Source organism: Marinomonas sp. 5E14-1 (genome assembly GCF_039939215.1).
In the GTDB taxonomy this organism is placed as follows: Bacteria; Pseudomonadota; Gammaproteobacteria; order Pseudomonadales; family Marinomonadaceae; genus Marinomonas.
This window is the reverse complement of record NZ_JBDXMW010000005.1, coordinates 65,918-84,303: the sequence shown is the minus strand read 5'-3', so window position 1 is coordinate 84,303 and position 18,386 is coordinate 65,918. Positions and strand designations below refer to the sequence as shown.

At 42.8% G+C, this 18,386-nt stretch carries 19 protein-coding genes and 1 pseudogene; 15 read left to right on the top strand and 5 right to left on the bottom strand.

Translation table 11 applies throughout. The annotated features are described in order from the left end of the window. Positions 1-8: 8 nt before the first annotated feature. A complete protein-coding gene (locus ABFY09_RS05995; protein WP_347983384.1) occupies positions 9-1,430 on the bottom strand; it encodes an ethanolamine ammonia-lyase subunit EutB in 1,422 nt (473 codons plus the stop codon). A 201-nt stretch (positions 1,431-1,631) separates the two neighbouring features. On the opposite strand from ABFY09_RS05995, the gene ABFY09_RS05990 reads away from it, so the two are divergent. The 6 genes and pseudogenes from ABFY09_RS05990 to ABFY09_RS05965 all read left to right on the top strand — a co-directional run bounded on the left by ABFY09_RS05990 (position 1,632) and on the right by ABFY09_RS05965 (position 5,665). Continuing rightward, complete coding sequence (locus tag ABFY09_RS05990; RefSeq protein WP_347983383.1) at positions 1,632-2,633, top strand: helix-turn-helix domain-containing protein; 1,002 nt, start codon at positions 1,632-1,634, stop codon at positions 2,631-2,633. A gap of 23 nt (positions 2,634-2,656) precedes the next feature. Continuing rightward, positions 2,657-2,950 (top strand): hypothetical protein, encoded by a 294-nt coding sequence (locus ABFY09_RS05985; RefSeq protein WP_347983382.1) that lies wholly within the window; start codon positions 2,657-2,659, stop codon positions 2,948-2,950. 15 nt (positions 2,951-2,965) lie between these two features. Beyond that, positions 2,966-3,160 (top strand): annotated as a pseudogene (locus ABFY09_RS05980) (GNAT family N-acetyltransferase); the annotation flags it as partial. A gap of 148 nt (positions 3,161-3,308) precedes the next feature. After that, on the top strand, positions 3,309-4,163 hold the full coding sequence (locus ABFY09_RS05975; protein ID WP_347983381.1) for an arylamine N-acetyltransferase: 855 nt from the start codon (positions 3,309-3,311) through the stop codon (positions 4,161-4,163). Then, positions 4,160-5,068: a DMT family transporter gene (locus ABFY09_RS05970; RefSeq protein ID WP_347983380.1), complete on the top strand. Its 909-nt coding sequence runs from the start codon at positions 4,160-4,162 to the stop codon at positions 5,066-5,068. Before ABFY09_RS05975 ends, ABFY09_RS05970 begins: the two co-directional genes overlap by 4 nt. A gap of 9 nt (positions 5,069-5,077) precedes the next feature. Continuing rightward, positions 5,078-5,665: a Crp/Fnr family transcriptional regulator gene (locus tag ABFY09_RS05965; protein WP_347983379.1), complete on the top strand. Its 588-nt coding sequence runs from the start codon at positions 5,078-5,080 to the stop codon at positions 5,663-5,665. 20 nt (positions 5,666-5,685) lie between these two features. Here the strand turns inward: ABFY09_RS05965 and ABFY09_RS05960 are convergent, their stop codons facing one another. Beyond that, on the bottom strand, positions 5,686-6,348 hold the full coding sequence (locus tag ABFY09_RS05960; protein WP_347983378.1) for a DsbA family oxidoreductase: 663 nt from the start codon (positions 6,346-6,348) through the stop codon (positions 5,686-5,688). A 370-nt stretch (positions 6,349-6,718) separates the two neighbouring features. Here ABFY09_RS05960 and ABFY09_RS05955 point away from each other — a divergent pair, with 370 nt between their 5' ends. From ABFY09_RS05955 to ABFY09_RS05945, 3 genes are all read left to right on the top strand, one after another. Next, complete coding sequence (locus ABFY09_RS05955; RefSeq protein WP_347983377.1) at positions 6,719-7,744, top strand: TAXI family TRAP transporter solute-binding subunit; 1,026 nt, start codon at positions 6,719-6,721, stop codon at positions 7,742-7,744. 80 nt (positions 7,745-7,824) lie between these two features. After that, a complete protein-coding gene (locus tag ABFY09_RS05950; RefSeq protein ID WP_347983376.1) occupies positions 7,825-9,708 on the top strand; it encodes a TRAP transporter fused permease subunit in 1,884 nt (627 codons plus the stop codon). A 28-nt stretch (positions 9,709-9,736) separates the two neighbouring features. Further along, positions 9,737-10,792, top strand: a complete 1,056-nt coding sequence (locus ABFY09_RS05945) for a carbon-nitrogen hydrolase family protein (RefSeq protein WP_347983375.1) — start codon at positions 9,737-9,739, stop codon at positions 10,790-10,792. A gap of 21 nt (positions 10,793-10,813) precedes the next feature. Here the strand turns inward: ABFY09_RS05945 and ABFY09_RS05940 are convergent, their stop codons facing one another. After that, positions 10,814-11,716: a LysR family transcriptional regulator gene (locus tag ABFY09_RS05940; protein WP_347983374.1), complete on the bottom strand. Its 903-nt coding sequence runs from the start codon at positions 11,714-11,716 to the stop codon at positions 10,814-10,816. A gap of 178 nt (positions 11,717-11,894) precedes the next feature. Here ABFY09_RS05940 and ABFY09_RS05935 point away from each other — a divergent pair, with 178 nt between their 5' ends. Beyond that, positions 11,895-12,644, top strand: coding sequence for a sulfite exporter TauE/SafE family protein (locus ABFY09_RS05935; protein ID WP_347983373.1), 750 nt, complete (start codon positions 11,895-11,897; stop codon positions 12,642-12,644). An 87-nt stretch (positions 12,645-12,731) separates the two neighbouring features. Here the strand turns inward: ABFY09_RS05935 and ABFY09_RS05930 are convergent, their stop codons facing one another. Together ABFY09_RS05930 and ABFY09_RS05925 are read right to left on the bottom strand one after the other, a co-directional pair. After that, positions 12,732-13,571: a 2OG-Fe(II) oxygenase family protein gene (locus ABFY09_RS05930; protein WP_347983372.1), complete on the bottom strand. Its 840-nt coding sequence runs from the start codon at positions 13,569-13,571 to the stop codon at positions 12,732-12,734. Positions 13,572-13,681: 110 nt separating this feature from the next. Continuing rightward, positions 13,682-13,828, bottom strand: a complete 147-nt coding sequence (locus ABFY09_RS05925; RefSeq protein WP_347983371.1) for a hypothetical protein — start codon at positions 13,826-13,828, stop codon at positions 13,682-13,684. Between the two features lie 319 nt (positions 13,829-14,147). Here ABFY09_RS05925 and ABFY09_RS05920 point away from each other — a divergent pair, with 319 nt between their 5' ends. The 5 genes from ABFY09_RS05920 to ABFY09_RS05900 all read left to right on the top strand — a co-directional run bounded on the left by ABFY09_RS05920 (position 14,148) and on the right by ABFY09_RS05900 (position 18,333). Beyond that, positions 14,148-14,720, top strand: a complete 573-nt coding sequence (locus ABFY09_RS05920; protein WP_347983370.1) for a YqgE/AlgH family protein — start codon at positions 14,148-14,150, stop codon at positions 14,718-14,720. After that, positions 14,720-15,190 (top strand): Holliday junction resolvase RuvX, encoded by a 471-nt coding sequence (ruvX, locus tag ABFY09_RS05915; RefSeq protein WP_347983369.1) that lies wholly within the window; start codon positions 14,720-14,722, stop codon positions 15,188-15,190. Before ABFY09_RS05920 ends, ruvX begins: the two co-directional genes overlap by 1 nt. Before the next feature lie 63 nt (positions 15,191-15,253). After that, positions 15,254-15,748, top strand: coding sequence for a bifunctional pyr operon transcriptional regulator/uracil phosphoribosyltransferase PyrR (gene pyrR, locus ABFY09_RS05910; protein ID WP_347983368.1), 495 nt, complete (start codon positions 15,254-15,256; stop codon positions 15,746-15,748). A gap of 301 nt (positions 15,749-16,049) precedes the next feature. Further along, positions 16,050-17,054 carry an aspartate carbamoyltransferase catalytic subunit gene (locus ABFY09_RS05905; RefSeq protein WP_347983367.1) on the top strand — a complete coding sequence of 335 codons (1,005 nt, stop codon included), beginning with the start codon at positions 16,050-16,052 and terminating at the stop codon, positions 17,052-17,054. A gap of 1 nt (position 17,055) precedes the next feature. Beyond that, positions 17,056-18,333, top strand: a complete 1,278-nt coding sequence (locus ABFY09_RS05900) for a dihydroorotase (protein WP_347983366.1) — start codon at positions 17,056-17,058, stop codon at positions 18,331-18,333. The last annotated feature ends 53 nt before the right edge of the window (positions 18,334-18,386 follow it).

The following is an 18,386-nucleotide window of genomic DNA, read 5'->3' as shown; positions in this document are numbered from 1 at the left end:
GTTGTTCTTCATGAGCGTCCTCCAATCAGATTATGGAGTGAGCGAGAAAACGCCTCAGGGAGTTGATTATTGAGTTGGAACGCCTCATTGTTTTTGAAAATTTCCATTTTGGCTAACCAAGCATCAAATTCAGGAGCCGGTTTTAGCCCTAAAGCGCGACGAGCGTATAAAGCATCGTGAAATGAGGTGGTCTGATAATTCAACATGATGTCATCTGAGCCTGGAATGCCCATAATAAAGGTGCAACCAGCCACGCCCAAAAGCGTGAGCAAGTTGTCCATGTCATTTTGATCCGCTTCCGCGTGATTGGTGTAACAAACATCGCAACCCATTGGTAAGCCTAGTAACTTCCCACAGAAATGGTCTTCTAAGCCTGCTCGTGTAATCTCTTTGCCATCGTACAAATATTCAGGGCCGATAAAACCAACAACGGTATTAACCAAAAGCGGATCGAATTTTCTTGCCACAGCATAGGCTCTGGTTTCACAGGTTTGTTGGTCTAAACCATGATGCGCATTGGCTGAGAGTGAGCTGCCTTGACCCGTTTCAAAATACATGACGTTATTGCCAACCGTGCCACGACTTAGTGACAGCGCCGCATCTTGTGCTTCGGCGAGGTTGGCAAGGTTGAACCCAAAGCTGTCATTGGTGGCTTGAGTACCGCCGATGGATTGGAACACCAAATCCACTGGCGCGCCTTGGTCAATGCATTCGATGGTGTTAGTGACATGAGTTAATACACAAGATTGTGTCGGAATCTCATAATGTTGAATCACCTCGTCCATCATTTTGATCAGTCGAGAGGCTTGCTGTACGTTGTCGGTGGCTGGGTTTATGCCAATCACCGCATCGCCATTGGCGTACAGTAAACCGTCTAACATACTGGCGGCGATGCCGGTTAAATCGTCCGTTGGGTGATTAGGTTGTAAGCGTGTGGATAAATGCCCCGGCAAACCAATGGTATTTCGAAAAGCAGTTTTCACATGGCACTTTTTCGCGACCAAAATGAGATCTTGATTGCGCATGATTTTACTCACCGCAGCGGCCATTTCTGGTGTGATGCCTTGGCGAATACTGGTCAAAACTTCTGGCGTTGCAAGGTCACTGAGTAGCCAGTCACGAAAGCCACCAACCGTTAAATGAGAGATAGGCGCGAAAGCCAGTTTGTCATGATCATCAATAATTAAGCGAGTGATTTCGTCTTTTTCGTAAGGTATGAGCGTTTGCTCAAGGAAAAGCTTTAGAGGTACGTCAGCCAGTGTGATTTGGGCGATGGCTCGTTCTTCGGTACTTTGCGCTGCGACTCCAGCCAAGCGATCTCCCGAACGAGCTGGTGTGGCTTTGGCCATTAACTCGGCTAGATCGACAAAACCAAAAGTGCGCTCTCCCACAATGTGACGAAATTGAAAAGTAGAATGTGGATTGCTCATAACGTTTCTCGTACCAATGTGTTTGTCGTTGTTAAATTGCCATTGCTCGTAAAGGCATAGGACTTGCTTCTTATTCACTTTACGGAAAATCATGCAAAGCGGTTATCGAATATTGGCAAAATTACTATTTTATAAATATCAATGAGTTAGAGTTGAACGTTTCATGATTTACTAAGGTAGAGTACAGAAATAGGTATTGTTATGTTGGATATGGCAAATGATGCACAAAAAGAGGGCTTTTTTTCTCGAGTCTCGGAAGCACATGATGCAGACCTACATGCAGGGAATTTAACCAATTGGCAACAGGAATATGATCAAACCAGCTGCGGGAGCTTTTATGGTCGTATTGTTGAGCTGCCTTTTGAGGATTTACAGGTCTTTTGTGAACATACAAGTCAGGCTTTGCAGCAAAAGTGCGTTGTCTGGCCGGATTCGGTCTGGTTAGGTATTCCTAAGGCAAATCAAGAGGAAAGCCGAATTAATGGCTTGAGTATTCGGCCGGACACCATCATGTGTCGTCCTGGTGGCTGTGATTTTCAGTTATCGACACCCCAAGATTACGATTTGTATGGTTTGGTGGTGGATAAATTTACCTTAATGAAAATGGCGGATGTTCATGGTGTGGATCTAAACTGGCGTGAATTTATTGAGCATGGTCGGCTTGGTGTGCCAGATAAAACTTTGGCCGATGTTCGTTTTTTACTGGCGCGTTTGTTGTCTGGTCATGACGTATCAGAGGGTTCAGCTTCTGTTCAATATCAAGCGACACCGCCAAGACTACAGCATGATATTGTCATGATGGCGTTGCTGGAGATCCTGAAAGTAGAAACCCCGCAGCCTGCAAAAACACAAAGTTATCATCATCGTAAAAAAGTGGTGGATTGTGTAAGGCAGTTTTTGGATTCCCATTTGGACGAGCCTGTGACGGTGACGCAACTGTGCGAGATTACCAATGTGAGCCGCCGAACCTTGCAATATAGCTTTGAAAGTATTCTAGGCATTAGCCCGATTCAATATTTGAGAATGAGCCGATTAAACGGTGTTAGGCGAGCCTTGATACAAGTAAACAAAAGCGCTCAAGATTCAGAAACCGTAAGCAGCATCGCTTCGCAATGGGGGTTTTGGCATTTAAGCCAATTCTCAAAAGACTATAAACAGCTTTTTGGCGAGCAGCCATCTCAAACACTAGAGTGGCAAATCTAGTCAGATAAAAGATAAGAAACTCAATGAACAGATTTCAAATTCGTACAGGGGTTATTGACGATTTAATCACTTTAACTGATCTCTATAATTATTACATTGCCAATACGGCAACAACGTTTGATATGAAACCTTATACAGTGGAAAGCCGAAGTGTCTGGTTTTCACAATTTACCCCGACAGGAAGGCATCAGCTGTTGGTTGTAGAAGAAGCCGGAGAAGTCCTAGGTTATGCTTGCAGTGCACCATATAAAGTTAAGCAAGCCTATGAAACTTCTGTCGAAGTGAGTATTTACTTAAAGTCAAACACACAAGGCTGAGGGTTAAGGAAGGCGTTATACACAGAACTGTTTAAACGGCTGGAATCGGAAGATGTGCATCGTGCCTATGTGGGAATCACTTTGCCAAATGATGCATCGCTTATTATTCATAAGAAGTTCGGCTTTGAATCTGTTGGTGTATTTCGTGAAGTAGGCCGTAAATTCGATCAATACTGGGATGTTGAAATGCTTGAAAAAGCCATTGGGTAATTTAGCAGATTCGTATCTCACTGAATAAGTGGTATGAGTCTAATACACTTAAAGTGCAGTAAATTGATATCACTTAACCTAGGTTAATTCCTTTCTTCCTTTGCCCCTATATGATGTGCTCCTATTGGTTATATCAAAGGAGCGCAACATGTCATTACCATTAAGCTTACAAAGCTATATTTCAGATCTTGGCTTGGCCATTCCTGTACCATTAGACATGGGTTTTGTGGAGTTACTGCAAGCGACACATATTGCCCGATACAGCTTCAACAGCTTGGCTGTGGTGATGGGAGAAGATATCTCTTTGAACCTAGAAGATATAAGCCAGAAAATAGTAAAACGTGGTTTGGGCGGTTATTGTTTTGAACATAATAAGCTCACCTTTGAGCTTCTAAAAGTCTTGGGATATGACGTTAAATTGGTGATGGCCCGTGTGCTTAAAAACCAAGAGCAAGAGGTTCCTAGAACACATCGTTTTACTTTATTGAATCATGATGGTCGCCAGTATTTGGTGGATACTGGGTTTGGTGGCGATTGTCCGATTACGCCTTTGTTGCTGCAACCAGATGTGCTGCAAAAGTCAGGTAATGATGTGTATCGCATTGTGGCTAAGTCGGAGGGAGAGTATGACTTACAGATTTTGAAGCAAGGCGATTATTACACTATGTATCGTTTTGACTTGGCAGTTTATACCGATGCAGATTGTTTAGCGGGTAACTTCTATTCTCACCGATATCCAATGGCTGGCTTTGTTAATAATTTAATGATTGGCTTAAAAGACGCTTCGCGTACGATCTTTTTGATAAACCATGAGTTAATGGAAAGGCAGCAAGGAAACCTGAAAAAGCAGGTCTTATCTTCGCCTAACGATTTATATCAAGTGTTAACCAACACATTTGGATTGGATGTTGAATGGGTGATTGTCGAGCATTTGTTTGATCGCTTTTTGGTGAATAATTTGGCTCTATTAAACAAGGAAGATAAGTCTGAGGCAGTGCTATGAGCCACACTATTACCTTGTTGGTTTGGGCTTGGTTGATGGCTTCCTCCTTTATTGTGTCTGGTCTTATTGTGGATTATGCGAGTCCAATTGCCACATCGACGTTTCGCTTCTTTTTGGCGTGCCTGATTATGTTTTGTGTTCTTGTCGTAAGGTGGCGTAAGAAAGGGCTTAAGGCTAGCGATCAGTTTAAGGCGCTGTTTGTTTGTCGCAACCAAGTTTTTCATTATGTGATTATAAGTGGCGCTTTGGTTGGTTTTTTTATCGGGCTATTTGCTGCATTGCAATCGACCACACCACTGAATACATCTGTGCTTTATACCTTGGTGCCTTTGATCGGCGTTTTTATCGCCAGAGTGTGGTTACATGAAATCTCGCCGTGGTTACGCATTTTGGGATTTGTCATAGGTTCCTGTGGTGCCATCTTGGTTTTGTTTTCAACACAAGCCATTGGTGATTTTGAGTGGCATTCAGGCGACCTTATTTTTATTGGTGCTTGTGTTCTATTGGCCTTGCATGTTGTGTCTGTACAGAAATGGGGACGATCTCTAGAGGCTTTGTCCGGCGCTTTTATGATGATGCTTTTTGGCTGTATTTGGTTGTTGCCGATAGCTTTATTCTGGGGAGACTTAGAGAAGGTGCAATGGCAAACAAGTGGCTTTTGGTTTTACGGATTATATTTAACGGTATTTACGACGTTATTTACCTTCGTGCTACAACAGCGTTTGGTGGTTGCTGTAGGCGCAAGTCGATTATTGGCTTTTTCTTATACTATACCGGTTTGGGTGGCGCTTTTTGTTTCTGTCACTAACGCTCGTGTATTCAGTTTGTTTAATTGGGGCTTTCTTGCTGGGTTGTTGTGTTTGGGCGTGGCCTTGTTTTTAATTGATAGAAAACAATCAGAGTGAAGTGACTTTATGGAGCAAACCCAATTAACAAATAGTTTGCAGACCTATTTTAATCGACTAGGACATGACATTGATTTGTCGATTCTTACTCTGCCCGTAGAGCCCCATTCCGTATCTAAAGGGGATTACCTTTTTCAGCAAGGTGATATTGCGAGCAATTTCTATTTTTTATCTACTGGACTGGTTCGCTATGTCAGTGTATCCGATGAAGGGAAAGAGTTTACTCAAAGCTTTGTCAAAGGCCCGAGTGTGATTGGTTCCACCAAATCTATGGTGACAAAATTAAAGGCATCATTTGGGATTCAAGCGTTAGAAGACAGTATAGTTTTGTCTTACCCTTGGGCCTCATTTTATGAACAAATGCGACATGATAAAAATTTTCTGGAGTTTTACGTTAAATTATTAGAAAGAATTTTCATCGGCAAAGAAGAGCGAGAAAGTGCGTTCATGAAACACTCCGCTGAGCGCCGATATTTGGATTTTTGCGTTGCCTTCCCAGGGTTAAAAGACACCATTCAACAGCAGCAAATAGCTTCTTATATTGGCATTACACCTGTGGCGTTAAGCCGTATTCGACAGAAGTTGAAGCTGTGTTGAGTGATGCTCGTCATTCGAGTTTACTCTTCTGAACTAGACTCGCTTGCGACGATTTCTTCGATTGCCTGTTTGAAGCTTTCAGCAGGCTGGCCACCTGTAATGGCGTATTTGTTGTTGATGATAACGGTTGGCACAGAATTGATGCCGTTTTCCTGCCAGAATTTTTCTTGCCTGCGTACTTCTTCTGCGTAATGGTTGTTCTCTAAAATGCCTTTTGCTGCCGCTGGATCTAGGTTAACGCTGGCTGCAAGGTTGGCGAGCACGCTGTAATCGCTGACATCTTGATTGTGAGTAAAGTGAGCTTTGAATAACGCCATTTTCAATTCAGTTTGTTTGCCTTCTAACTCCGCCCAATGCAATAAACGATGGGCATCAAAAGAGTTACGCATGCGGCTTTCTTCGGTGAAGTTAAAATCAAAGTCGAGTTCTTTGCCACGTTCTTGCATCATCGCGCGGTTTTGATCTGACTGCTCTTTGGTGATGCCATATTTCTCGATGATGTGTTCTTGGAATCCTTGTCCTTGGGCTGGCATGGTTGGGTTCAGCTCGAATGGCTGGAAGGTGATGTTTGCCTCTATTTTGTCTTCTAGCTCAGCAATGGCTTTGTTTAGGTTGCCGAGTCCAACGACGCACCAAGGGCACATAATATCCGATACGAATTGTATTTCTAATGAGTCTTTCATGAATTATGGCCCTGATATTAAATGGAGATATATTGTTATGGGCTAAGTGTAAGAATAAAAGCGGTTGATCATTATTTTATAAAATAAACTTTGAGCGTAGGAAATTTCATATTGTATTAAACCTACAATTCTTGGGTGTTTTTCGGCTAATTGCCAATAAAAATGCCTCATAATATGACAAAATCGACTTTCGTGGCACTGGCTTAGTGCGCTGATCATTCATAGGTTTTTCCTTTTTACTTCTAATGAATAACATACTATGCACTTGGAAGTGTTGCTCTTAAACTGTTTTTACGCGTTGGTAAATCGTTAATAATTTTTATAACAAAATCGACTTACTAATAACGATAAACACAATTGGAACGACACTATGAAATATATTGCTAAAAGTACATTTACTGTCTTTGTCTCAGCTCTGTTTTTACTGACTACCTCTTTGTCTGCTACGGCAGCACCTAAAAAACTGGATATTTTAATATCACCTTCTGGTTCTGGTCCTTACCTTGCTTGGGCCACTATGCAAAATTACGCCAGTGACTATACCGATAAGATTGCGCCTGTTGCGGTTGAAACCCCAGGGTTTACTTACAATGTCCGCTACTTGGCTTCTTCTCCACAGCTTTGGAAAAATACCATTATTGGCTCAGGACAAGTGGTTGAATGGGCGGCAAAAGAAGGTATATCACCTTTTTTTCCTAAACCAATGGAAGCGGTGAATGACTTTCGTGCTCTAGGAGTAATGAGCCGTACCAGTAATATGTTTGTGACTCTAGATCCGTCTATTAAGAGCAAGGATGATTTTGTTGGTAAGCGTGTTGCTGTTGGTCTGCTGACACAAAATGAATGGGGCATGCATCAGCGTATGATGCTTGATGGTTGGGGGATCACCAAAAAATTGAAATCTTTTGATGCACTAGGCCCTGCTCAAAATATCAATGCTCTTTTAGACGGTAAGGCCGATATCGGTACGCTGACGACTCACAGTAATCGTGATTTCAGTTTCACTTTACAAGCAGGCCCATTTAAAACCTTAGAAAGTGCCGGTAGAGAATATGCTTTTATTGATATTGATAAAAAAGACATCCAGTCTTATATCGACAAAACAGGCGCTCCTTTTAGTATACAAACTTTGCCTGCAAACACAGTGGCGAATCAGCCAGAACCGGTGACGAGTTTTGGTAATTATACCTTGTTGTCTGTACATAAGAGTTTCCCAGAAGAAGACGCTTATGAGATGACAAAGTTATGGCTTAAATCTGGTATTAAATTAGGCGAATACAGCGCGATTGCCAAAATATGGGATGAAGATACCATTGCAACTATCGCCAAGATTGGGCCAGAAAATATTCACCCTGGTGCGCTTCGAGCTTATAAAGAATTTGGGCTTATAAAATAAGACCTTTGCACGACGAATGAGCGTGCTAATACTTTTTTAAATAAGCTAGAGCTCTGATTATGTTAGAAAAAAGTTCAATAATGACAAGACTTAGTCATTGGCTTTTATGGACGGTGGGAGGGTTACTTCTCACCTATCATATGGTCACTCTTTGGGTCAGTCTGCACGGTGCAATGAAGCACTACACAATACATTTAACAGCGGTACTCATTCTTGGTGCGCTGTTAATCCTAAAGAATTATTCTGGTGAGAAGTCCTTATCAAAAACGATTGATCTTGTGGCCTCGCTGATCAGCTTAGTGCTTGCAACAGGCGCGGGTGTTTTCCTTTACACAAATGCTGAGACGTTAGAAATCACGCAACCTTTTGTTACTGATGAAGCACTCATTGCTGGTGCATGTCTTATCACAGCGGTTGTTTTGATTACGTGGCGTATGTGGGGAGCGACGATAGCGTTTGTCTGCTTAATCAGTGCTGCTTATATGACGTTTGGGCATTTGTTACCAGAGTCTTTAGCGTCACGTCAGCAGCCATTAAATGTGGCGATTAGCTTTCTGAGTGGTATCGGTGGGCCTCGTGGCGTACTCAATTATATGCCGTTATCTGCGGATATGATTTTCCTATTGCTTGTTTATGGTGGACTGCTGCATGGTACGCGAGTCATTGATACCTTTGGCGAACTGGGTCAAGCGATTGGTTTAATTGTTAAAGGGGGAGTCGCTTATTCGGCAGTGGTTGCCAGTACATTAATTGGCATGGTAACCGGTCAGGCGATTAGTAATATTGCACTGTCTGGTGTTATGACGATTCCCACCATGAAGAAGAATGGATTCACGGCTAATGAAGCGGGTGCCATTGAGGTAATGGCCTCAACAGGAAGTCAGTTGCTGCCTCCTATTATGGGGTTGGGCGCTTTCTTAATGGCGGTGATACTGGGTGTCTCATACATTGAAGTGGTGATTGCTGGGCTGATTCCAGGTTTGCTTTATATGTTTGCCATTGGCATTGCCTTGTACAGTTTAGTGGGACATAAACCTCGTGCTGCTTCAGAAAAATACACGATTAATTGGCATAAAATTGGTTGGACTCTGCCTTCATTTATTCTGTCTTTTATCGTCTTGATTACTCTTTTGGTATTGCGTTATTCGCCTGCTATGGCTGGTTTCTGGGGTGGATCTCTGGTTGTCTTGCTGTCCTTTTTCCGCCCAGCGGAATATCGCCCCAATATTAAAGAGTTGTTACAAGGTTGTCTTACGGGACTAGAGACAGCAATACAGTTGACCGTTGTACTTGCAGCTATTGGACTGGTTGTACAAACCTTAACAACAACAGGCCTTGGCGTGTCGGCAGGCCATCTTATTTCTGTTTACACAGATGGCAATATTATTATTGCTCTTATGATCGGTATGGCGGTTTCCCTTGTGGTTGGTATGGGTTTGCCTACACCTGCGGCTTATGCCTTGATTGCAATTATTGTGGTTCCTGGGTTAATTGATGCTGGCTTGTCGCCAATGGCGGCGAATATGTATGGTTTTTACTTTGCTATTTTCTCAGCTCTTACACCACCGGTTGCCGTTGGCATTTTAGTAGCGGCGAGAATATCGGGTGGCAGCTTTATGGGCAGTGCTCTTGAAGCGGCTAAACTGGGCAGTTGTGCCTTATTAGTGCCTTTTGTTTTTGTTTCCATTCCTAGTGTTTTAGATCCTGCGAACATGACGGCAACGGCGGCGTTTGGGCTGGTCGTGTTTTTATGCGCGTCTGTTTTAACCGCTGGTGTGATTTATGGGGCCATCGGGCAGCCACTTAGTGCAAGAGAGCGCTGTATTTATGGGTTAACTGGCCCATTGCCTTTGATCCTTTATTTGCTAACGCACAATGTCTGGGTCGGCCTTATTCCTATTATCACTATTATGGTCAGAGTGTTGTTAATGCGTCGCAAGAAAGTGGCGAGCGCCGTTAATTAAAACTATTTAATAAGAGATTAAAAATTCAATGACTTCACATACAACTAAAAAAAACATCGTTCGAGTGGCGGCAGCTCATGTTTCTTCTGAGTTTTTCGATCCTGCTGGTGGCGTGACGAAAGCCATCAAATACTTAACGGAAGCCGCTCAAGCGGGGGCGGAATTGATTGTGTTTCCCGAAAGTTTTATTCCTGGGTTTCCGATTTGGAACGCGCTGTCTAGCCCAATCACAGGACACGAGAACTTTGTGAAATTTGCGGCGGCGTCGTTGCGTGTTGATGGGCCAGAAATCAAAGCCATTGCCAGCGCCGCAGCACAACAGAAAATATCTGTTTCGCTTGGCTTTTCAGAAGTCGCTGACTATTCCGCTGGGTGTTTATGGAACGCCACGGTGTTGATTGATGCACAAGGCGTTATTGTGAATCATCATCGTAAACTAGTGCCGACTTTTTATGAAAAATTAACATGGAGTCGAGGTGACGGAGCCGGTTTGTCTGTTGTTGATATGCCGATAGGGCGAGTGGGCGGTTTGATTTGTGGGGAAAATGGTAACCCTCTTTCACGTTATGCGCTGATGGCACAAGGAGAAGAGATCCATTGTGCTAATTACCCGCCTATTTGGCCATTTAAAGACCCACGTAAATCAGAGCCTTATGACTTAGCGGATGCCATTCGTGTGCGTGCTGCTGCTCATTGTTTTGAAGCAAAAGTGTTTACTATTGTTTCGTCTGGCTTTTTAACGGATGAGAATTTGGCTTTAGTATGTAATGACGATGAAGCCACCGCCATTCTTGAGAACTCGCCACGGTCAGCGTCCATGATCGTCATGCCGAATGGATTGACTTTAGGCAATACCTTGTCTGATCGTGAAGGGCTTGTATTGGCTGATATTGATGTCAGTAGTTTGGTTGAGTTAAAGCAACATCATGATATGGCTGGTTATTACAACCGACATGATGTTTTCCATGTTTCGGTGAATCGCTCTCGACAAAAACCATTGCATGACGTGGTGAGTCAAAGCGCAAATGGTTCCGCTCCTATGGTTCATACAAGCCTGCAAGAAAGTTTAGATTCTATTAATTAGACTAACTTTTATTGTCATGACTTATTGAGTCTTCTCGAAAAACTCCACCACATGCGCGGCAAAAATCTCAGCAATACGTCGAGGTTTTAGCCGCCGATAATGTATCAGCACAATATTGAGAGGGTCTACTTTGTCTCTGATGGGCTTAATGACGACCTCGTTACCATTATAAGTGGTTGCAGATTTTGGCTCTAAGTTTAAGACCGAAACCCCTAAGCCGCTGGCAACAAAGGTTCTTACTGTTTCAAATAAGGTGGTCCGATAGCGAATATTAGGAATCAATTTCTTTCTTGCGAACAGGGATAAAAAGTAGTCATTCGTATGAGGTAAATCCATTAACACAAAAGGGCGCTGAACAAGCTCTTTAAGTTGCACATCTTCTTGTAAGGCTAACGGATCATTGGCAGGTAATAATGCATAAGGCTCTCGGGCAACAATGTGTTTTGTGTTCATGGATTTGGGTACGTCTAGATCAAACGTTAAAGCCAATTCTGCCTTACCACTACTAAGGGCATCAAAAATAGCCGATTGGTCTAAATCGTGAATATGGATGTTAATGTCAGGGTATTTTTCCGCGAACGTTCGGATGATTTCTGATAAATAATGTGAGCCTATATTAAGAAAACAGGCGATAGAAAGGTTGCCTCTAAGTTGTGAACTGACCGCGCTGGCGGCCACTCGAAAGGATTCTGCATGTCTTATCAGTATTCTGGCTTCTTCTAAAACTTTGATACCTTGTGCCGTTAAGCGAATGCCTTTTGAGGGGTAGCGTACAAAAAGTTGTAGATCGAGCGTTTCCTCTATTTCTACGATTGCAGCCGAAATACTCGGTTGTGATATATGCAGTTTGTTTGCTGCCTCAGATAGACTGCCACATTCGGCTGCTGCGATAAAATAGCGAAGAGGGCGTAGCTTTATGTCCATAACTTTTCCTAACGACTTTAATACGGTTATGTGTTTCTAGTCGTTGTTATTTGATAAGAAAGTGATAACGTTTTGTATCGGAGAATTTTGCATTATTTATGCCATATTTACTGCGAAAACTTTATATTTATTTCAGCTGATAAATAGTCTCTTATTTGAATTTTTAGTCGAGTTTTTTATGCAAGATGTTTCTATATGGCTTCTCTTAGTATTTATCTTAGGAAGTTACGTTCAAAGTATAACGGGGTTTGCTTTTGGTCTGATTGTCATGAGCGTTGTGGGGCTATTTTCACTGGTGCCATTAGACATTGCTGCGTTTGCTGTCAGCGTGTTGAGTATGACCAATGCGGCGACGGGGTTATATGGCGGTGCTTGGAAGCAGGTTAACGCAAAGAATTTGCTTGTATTCTTTATCTCTTCTACGCCAATGATCGTTATCGGTGTGTATTTGCTGGATTATTTTGGTAAGAATGCATTGAATTGGTTGCAGCTTTTTTTGGGTATTACGATTATTTTGGCTTGTTTGATGAGCTTGATAAAACCTAAGAAAAGCACTGAGCCTTCAGGCTCTTCGGGGTACTTTGTATTTGGTGCTCTTTCGGGAATACTTGGCGGTTTGTTTTCGACCGCAGGGCCGCCTATTTCGTATTTTATGTACCGCCAGCCTATCTCTATTGAGGTTATCCGTTCTACCTTGTTGAGTGTTTTCTTTGTTGCCAATGTGCTACGAATAACGATCATGGGAGGCAGTGGGCAAATTACTATGCCAATGGTTTGGATCAGTTTAATCGGCTTCCCCTGCGTTGTGATTACAGCGCTATTAGCAAAGCGTTATCCACCAAAAATATCCCCTCAAATAATCAAGCGTATCGCTTTGGCTTTGCTGCTTTTGTCTGGTGTGAGTTTGTCATTGAAGGCATTGCTTTAGTTGGTAATCAGGTAGGCGGAAACGTTCATAAAGGATAAGAAAAAAGGCACTCATTAGAGTGCCTTTTTTCATAAACAGAGAGCGGTGTTAAATAACCCCAAGCTCTACTAAACGCTCATGCAAATAACTCTTAGCCGTGTAGCGATCAGACAACACCACTTCTGGTTTTGGGTGCAGGAATAGAGGCAAAGAAATACGAGGTTTAGTCTTGTCGGCACCGTCTGGGTTGATCACTCGATGGGACGTTGATGGGAAGTGTCCACCAGACGCTTCTTGTAACATATCACCAATGTTCACGATCAAGGTACCAAAGTCACAAGGTACATCCATCCAAGAACCGTCTTTTGTTTGTACTTGTAACCCAGGCTCATTGGCGGAAGGCAAGATAGTCAGTAGGTTGATGTCTTCATGGGCTCCAGCACGGATTGCGCCAAGCTCTTCATCACCTTTCAATGGTGGGTAATGCAAAACACGTAGTAATGTTTGGTCACTGTCATCAACCATGCTTGAAAGAGGTTGAGTGTAGTTTTTTGCTATGTCTGCAGGCGTGTGTTTCTCAACCCAGGCAAGTAATTCAGCCGCTAAGCTATTTGCTTCAGAATAGTATTGCGCTAATAACGGCTTTTTATCACTTGGGCATTGTCCCCAAGGGTAATAGTGGAAGTATTCTTTAATGTCTTTCTTGGTGTGGCCTTTTGCCGTTTCGGATACGTCGGCAGGGAAAAAACCATCTTGGGTGCCAACATTGTAACGATAGTCGTCTTTGGCATCGCTGTTGAAGAAGGATTGCCACTCTTCATAAATCGCGGTGACCAGTTTCTGTTGGATTGGATGGTTCTTTAAAACCCCGAATCCTGTTTCGTGAAGGGATTGAACGAAGTCTTCTTGAGCTGTAGGGCTTGTGTAATCAATGGCTTGTAGTTGCATAGTCATGTCCTTTGTCGCCATTTGGCAGACAGTATTGTTTGTTAAAAAGCAAAACCTCTTCTTCTAATGAAGGAGGCAGAGATAGTTTTTTTAGACAATAAATAAGGAGATTAAGAAGACCAGCCGCTGTGGAAAAAATAGCGTAAATCGACTGTTTCAGCTTGGTAATGTTGTCCCCACATCATCATTTTAAGGCGAGCAAGTGGCCCGATTAACATCGAGTCTCTTTGTGCGCTTTGTAATGAAATTAGGGACATTTTGTGCTTCCTAAGCATGAAAATAGAAGTTTTAGAAACAATACATCATTTTGAGTTTGTATGGGTAGTTTACTGCCTGATGCGTGTTTTTTGAAGCCAGTCGGTAAAAAAATGTATATTTTGGAATGGTTTACCGTTAGTTTGGTTTATACTGTTTTGGTTAAATTGTTTTTCAGATTGGCTTTTTTACACTTCTTCACTATGCGTTCTACTGCGTTAAGGAAGCTTCTTAAGCTTCGGTAATTGTTCAGATCTCAGTTCTTTTTAAGTTTAGGCAATTAGCACGTTTTTTGTGTTTTCATCTAATTAAAGAGGGTTAATGACTATGAATGTATCTTTCGAATCTTTTAAAAATTACTTTCTCATTTCAATGCCACACCTAGACGATCCACATTTTGAACATACTGTTATTTATCTTTGCCAGCATACAGAGGCTGGAGCGATGGGAATGGTGATCAACCGCCCATCAAAAGTTGATTTCACAGAATTAGCTGATCATCTCGAAATGAAAATTAGCAATCCTTTGCTTGCTGCTGAACCCATTTATCATGGCGGCCCAGTGGAAGCAGAGAAAGGTTTTATCTTGCATACTGCGGATAAACAATGGAGCAATACACTAAAAGTAACAGACGAAGTGTCGTTATCCGCTTCTCTTGAGGCGTTGGAAGACATTGCTCAAAACAATGGCCCTAACGCGTTTCGAATCACATTAGGTTGTGCAGGCTGGGATGCAGGGCAATTAGAATCTGAAATTGCCAACAATGATTGGCTGGTATGTGAAGCGGATTTAGACGTATTATTCCATACACCAAGTGATATGCAATTTACCGCAGCGACTCAAGTGTTGGGAATTGATATGACAAGACTTTCACCGGATATAGGACATGGTTAATGACAGCGTCAGGCTCGACAGAAGCGCCTTTAAGTAATCAACAGAAGCCCAATACTGTTCGCTCAGTATTGGGCTTTGATTTTGGCACGACTCGAATGGGAGTGGCTATTGGTCAGAGCGTTACCGGCACTGCCCAGCCACTTGACCCGATTAAAGCAAAAGATGGCATTCCAAACTGGGATGACATTGCGAAAATCGTTGAAGAATGGAAGCCGGACGCCTTTGTTGTAGGATTGCCACTAGATATGGACAGCACTGAAAATGAGATGTGTCAAAGAGCACGTAAATTTGCCAAACGATTGCATGGACGTTTTAATCTTCCTTACCATATGATGGACGAGCGGTTATCATCCTATGAAGCAAAAGGTCAAGTAATCGCACGAGGTGGAAACCGTAATTTTAAAGATAACTCAGTCGATGGTTTGGCAGCTCAAATGATTCTAGAAACTTGGTTTGCAGAATCTCTTTAAGTCATCCATTAACAGGCTGTTCAGTATAGAAATAGTGATTTTATCAGTAAGGTATGGGCAATAATGAAGTTAGATTTAGAGCTTTCTCTTGCATCTATGAAAACGCAATTAGCTGACTATTGCGAAAAGAAAAACATTGAAGATGCGATTGTCGTTGGAATTCACACCGGTGGTGTTTGGGTTGCGGAGAAACTGATGTCGTCAGTGCCGACCAATGAACCATTAGCCACATTAGATATTACTTTTTATCGAGATGATTTTACTAAAGCAGGCTTAAATCCGAAGGTAAACCAAACTTTATTGCCAGCGATTGAAGGCCGTCACGTCATTTTGGTGGATGATGTTTTGATGTCTGGCCGAACTATTCGTGCAGCTATGAATGAAATTTTTGACTTTGGTCGCCCAGCAAGTATTACCTTGGCAATCCTTTATGATCTTGGTCAACATGAGTTGCCTATTTGCGCAGATGTAGTGGGTGAATGCTTGGCACTTAATCCTGATCAAAGGGTTAAGTTAACTGGGCCTCAGCCGATGAGCGTTTCTTTAGTAGATGCGTAATAATATTGGCTAAGAGCTTTATTTTTTATCAAACAAATACGACAATTAGAGCATGGATAAAAGAAACGATCGAATAGTTAAAAAGCACCTTATTCCACCCGCTATGCTGGTGGATTCATTGTTTATTTTAGTCTTTCGCATTGTTAATGCCCGGTTTTAGTCTTACTAACCGGGCATTTTTCTATCTAAACTTACAGAGTAAATTTTTGCGTCTTTTGAATTTTAAAATACGGCTGAATATTAGAAGACCATTTTAAATAGAGAAGGCGATTTCGTCTTTACAGTTTGAGGAAAGCAAACCATGATGCGATCCGACCCTCGGGCATTACAGTTAAACGAGTACGGTCAGTTAAAGCATTTTCTGACATTAGATGGGCTTGATAAAACAATTCTAACGGAGATTTTAGATAGAGCGGAATCTTTTCTTTCAATGGGTGAACAGTCCGTTAAGAAAGTGCCACTTTTACGTGGTAAAACTGTTGTTAACCTCTTTTTTGAAAACTCCACCCGAACTCGTACCACCTTTGAACTAGCGGCTAAGCGACTTTCCGCTGATGTTATCAATTTGAATATCGAAACCTCGGCAACATCTAAGGGTGAATCTTTATTAGACACTTTGAAAAACCTTGAAGCGATGCAAAGTGATATGTTTGTTGTTCGCCACTCTGACAGCGGTGCGCCTCATTTTATTGCTGAACACTGTACGCCAAATGTAGCGATTATTAACGCAGGGGACGGCCGTCATGCACATCCTACTCAAGCTATGCTAGATATGCTGACGATCCGACGCCACAAAGGCAGCTTTGACGGTTTAAAAGTCGCTATCGTTGGCGACATTCTGCATTCACGAGTTGCCCGCTCTCAACTACAAGCACTCACAACGTTAGGTGTTAGTGATGTTCGTTTGGTTGGCCCTAAGACCTTGGTTCCAAGCTTTTTCGAAGAAATGGGCGCAACCATTTGTTATGACTTAGAAGCTGGCCTGAAAGATGTAGACGTTATTGTGATGTTGCGCCTTCAAAAAGAACGTATGAAAGGCGCTCTTTTGCCGAGTGAGAGTGAGTTTTATCGTCTGTATGGTTTGACTGAAGAATCCCTGGCGTGGGCGAAACCAGATGCGATTGTTATGCACCCAGGGCCAATTAACCGAGGTGTTGAGATTTCTTCAGAAGTGGCGGATGGTGATCATTCGGTAATTTTGAATCAGGTTACTAATGGTATTGCAGTGCGTATGGCGGTGATGTCGATGGCAATGAGCGGTCAGTTGCAAAGTGATGAAACGCCAGCGGTGAAGGGTGAGAAATAGTATGAAATTACGTATTCAAAATGGTCGTTTGATCGACCCAAGCCAAGGTTTAGATAAAGTCACTGACTTGTTTGTTGAGAATCATAAAATCGTTGCCATTGGTGAAGTGCCTGAAGGTTTTGATGACGCTCAAGTTGTTGATGCATCAGGGCAGTGGGTATTGCCAGGGCTTGTGGATCTTGCAGTGTCATTACGTGAGCCAGGGTTTACGCAAAAAGGTAGCATTGCTACCGAAGGGCGCGCTGCTGTGTCTGGTGGTATTACGACACTGATTTCGCCTCCGGATACTCGCCCTATCGTAGATACACCAGCAGTGGCGGCTTTGATTCAAGATAAAGCGGATGAAGCCGGCATGGCGAATGTTTTCCCGCTTGGAGCTTTGACTCAAGGTTTAGAAGGTATTCAGCTAAGTAATATGGTGTCATTAACCGACGCAGGTTGTATTGCGTTGTCTAACGGTCGCAACAGCATGGCAAATACCAAGGTGTTGTCCCGAGCGTTAGAATACGCTGCGACTCACGATTTGTTAGTGGTATTCCATCCTGATGAGAAAAGCTTGTCTGAAGGCGGTTGTGCTCACGACGGCTTGATGTCCACCATGCATGGCTTAAGTGGTATTCCTGAAACTGCTGAAACTGTAGCCTTGATGCGTGATCTATTATTAGTTGAGAAAACCGGAGTGCGCGGGCACTTTGCACGTTTATCTTGTGCTAAATCTGTAGAAATGATCGCAGATGCGAAAGCGGCAGGATTGGATGTAACAGCAGATGTAGCGCTACATAACTTATTGCTTAGCGATGATGTGCTGAATCAGTTTGATGGTCGATATCATGTCTTACCGCCACTGCGTTCAGAGAACGATCGCTTGACATTGATCGAAGGCATTAAACAGGGGGTGATTACTGCGATTTGTTCTGATCATCAGCCCCATGAAAAAATGGCAAAGATTGCTCCTTTTGCGGCGACAGAGCCAGGCATGGCGAATGTCGAAATTCTTTTGCCATTAGCAATGCAACTGATGGATGAAGGGGACTTTGATTTCTCTACGTTGTTGAGTTGTTTGACCTCCGGCCCTGCCGCGTGTTTCGGTTTAGAGGCGGGTTCTCTAGCGGTAGGGAGTTTTGCTGATTTTGTATTGTTCGACAGCACGACTCGTTGGTCTTGGAATTATGAGGATCGCAAGACAAAAGGCCATAATTCGCCTTACTTTGGTGAAGAGTTCATTGGCCGTGTGATGAGCACTTATATCTCTGGGCAACAGGTATATCAGGCCGTTTAAGGCTCTTTTTTCAAGTAAAGTAAGGTTTTTTCTCGTTTGGTTTTACTAGCTCT

Excerpts from the sequence above, each read along its gene's own strand:
- ABFY09_RS05995 (WP_347983384.1), bottom strand. The coding sequence starts at position 1,430 with ATGAGCAATCCACATTCTACTTTTCAATTTCGTCACATTGTGGGAGAG.
- ABFY09_RS05990 (WP_347983383.1), top strand. The coding sequence starts at position 1,632 with ATGTTGGATATGGCAAATGATGCACAAAAAGAGGGCTTTTTTTCTCGA.
- ABFY09_RS05985 (WP_347983382.1), top strand. The coding sequence starts at position 2,657 with ATGAACAGATTTCAAATTCGTACAGGGGTTATTGACGATTTAATCACT.
- ABFY09_RS05975 (WP_347983381.1), top strand. The coding sequence starts at position 3,309 with ATGTCATTACCATTAAGCTTACAAAGCTATATTTCAGATCTTGGCTTG.
- ABFY09_RS05970 (WP_347983380.1), top strand. The coding sequence starts at position 4,160 with ATGAGCCACACTATTACCTTGTTGGTTTGGGCTTGGTTGATGGCTTCC.
- ABFY09_RS05965 (WP_347983379.1), top strand. The coding sequence starts at position 5,078 with ATGGAGCAAACCCAATTAACAAATAGTTTGCAGACCTATTTTAATCGA.
- ABFY09_RS05960 (WP_347983378.1), bottom strand. The coding sequence starts at position 6,348 with ATGAAAGACTCATTAGAAATACAATTCGTATCGGATATTATGTGCCCT.
- ABFY09_RS05955 (WP_347983377.1), top strand. The coding sequence starts at position 6,719 with ATGAAATATATTGCTAAAAGTACATTTACTGTCTTTGTCTCAGCTCTG.
- ABFY09_RS05950 (WP_347983376.1), top strand. The coding sequence starts at position 7,825 with ATGACAAGACTTAGTCATTGGCTTTTATGGACGGTGGGAGGGTTACTT.
- ABFY09_RS05945 (WP_347983375.1), top strand. The coding sequence starts at position 9,737 with ATGACTTCACATACAACTAAAAAAAACATCGTTCGAGTGGCGGCAGCT.
- ABFY09_RS05940 (WP_347983374.1), bottom strand. The coding sequence starts at position 11,716 with ATGGACATAAAGCTACGCCCTCTTCGCTATTTTATCGCAGCAGCCGAA.
- ABFY09_RS05935 (WP_347983373.1), top strand. The coding sequence starts at position 11,895 with ATGCAAGATGTTTCTATATGGCTTCTCTTAGTATTTATCTTAGGAAGT.
- ABFY09_RS05930 (WP_347983372.1), bottom strand. The coding sequence starts at position 13,571 with ATGCAACTACAAGCCATTGATTACACAAGCCCTACAGCTCAAGAAGAC.
- ABFY09_RS05925 (WP_347983371.1), bottom strand. The coding sequence starts at position 13,828 with ATGTCCCTAATTTCATTACAAAGCGCACAAAGAGACTCGATGTTAATC.
- ABFY09_RS05920 (WP_347983370.1), top strand. The coding sequence starts at position 14,148 with ATGACTATGAATGTATCTTTCGAATCTTTTAAAAATTACTTTCTCATT.
- ruvX (WP_347983369.1), top strand. The coding sequence starts at position 14,720 with ATGACAGCGTCAGGCTCGACAGAAGCGCCTTTAAGTAATCAACAGAAG.
- pyrR (WP_347983368.1), top strand. The coding sequence starts at position 15,254 with ATGAAGTTAGATTTAGAGCTTTCTCTTGCATCTATGAAAACGCAATTA.
- ABFY09_RS05905 (WP_347983367.1), top strand. The coding sequence starts at position 16,050 with ATGATGCGATCCGACCCTCGGGCATTACAGTTAAACGAGTACGGTCAG.
- ABFY09_RS05900 (WP_347983366.1), top strand. The coding sequence starts at position 17,056 with ATGAAATTACGTATTCAAAATGGTCGTTTGATCGACCCAAGCCAAGGT.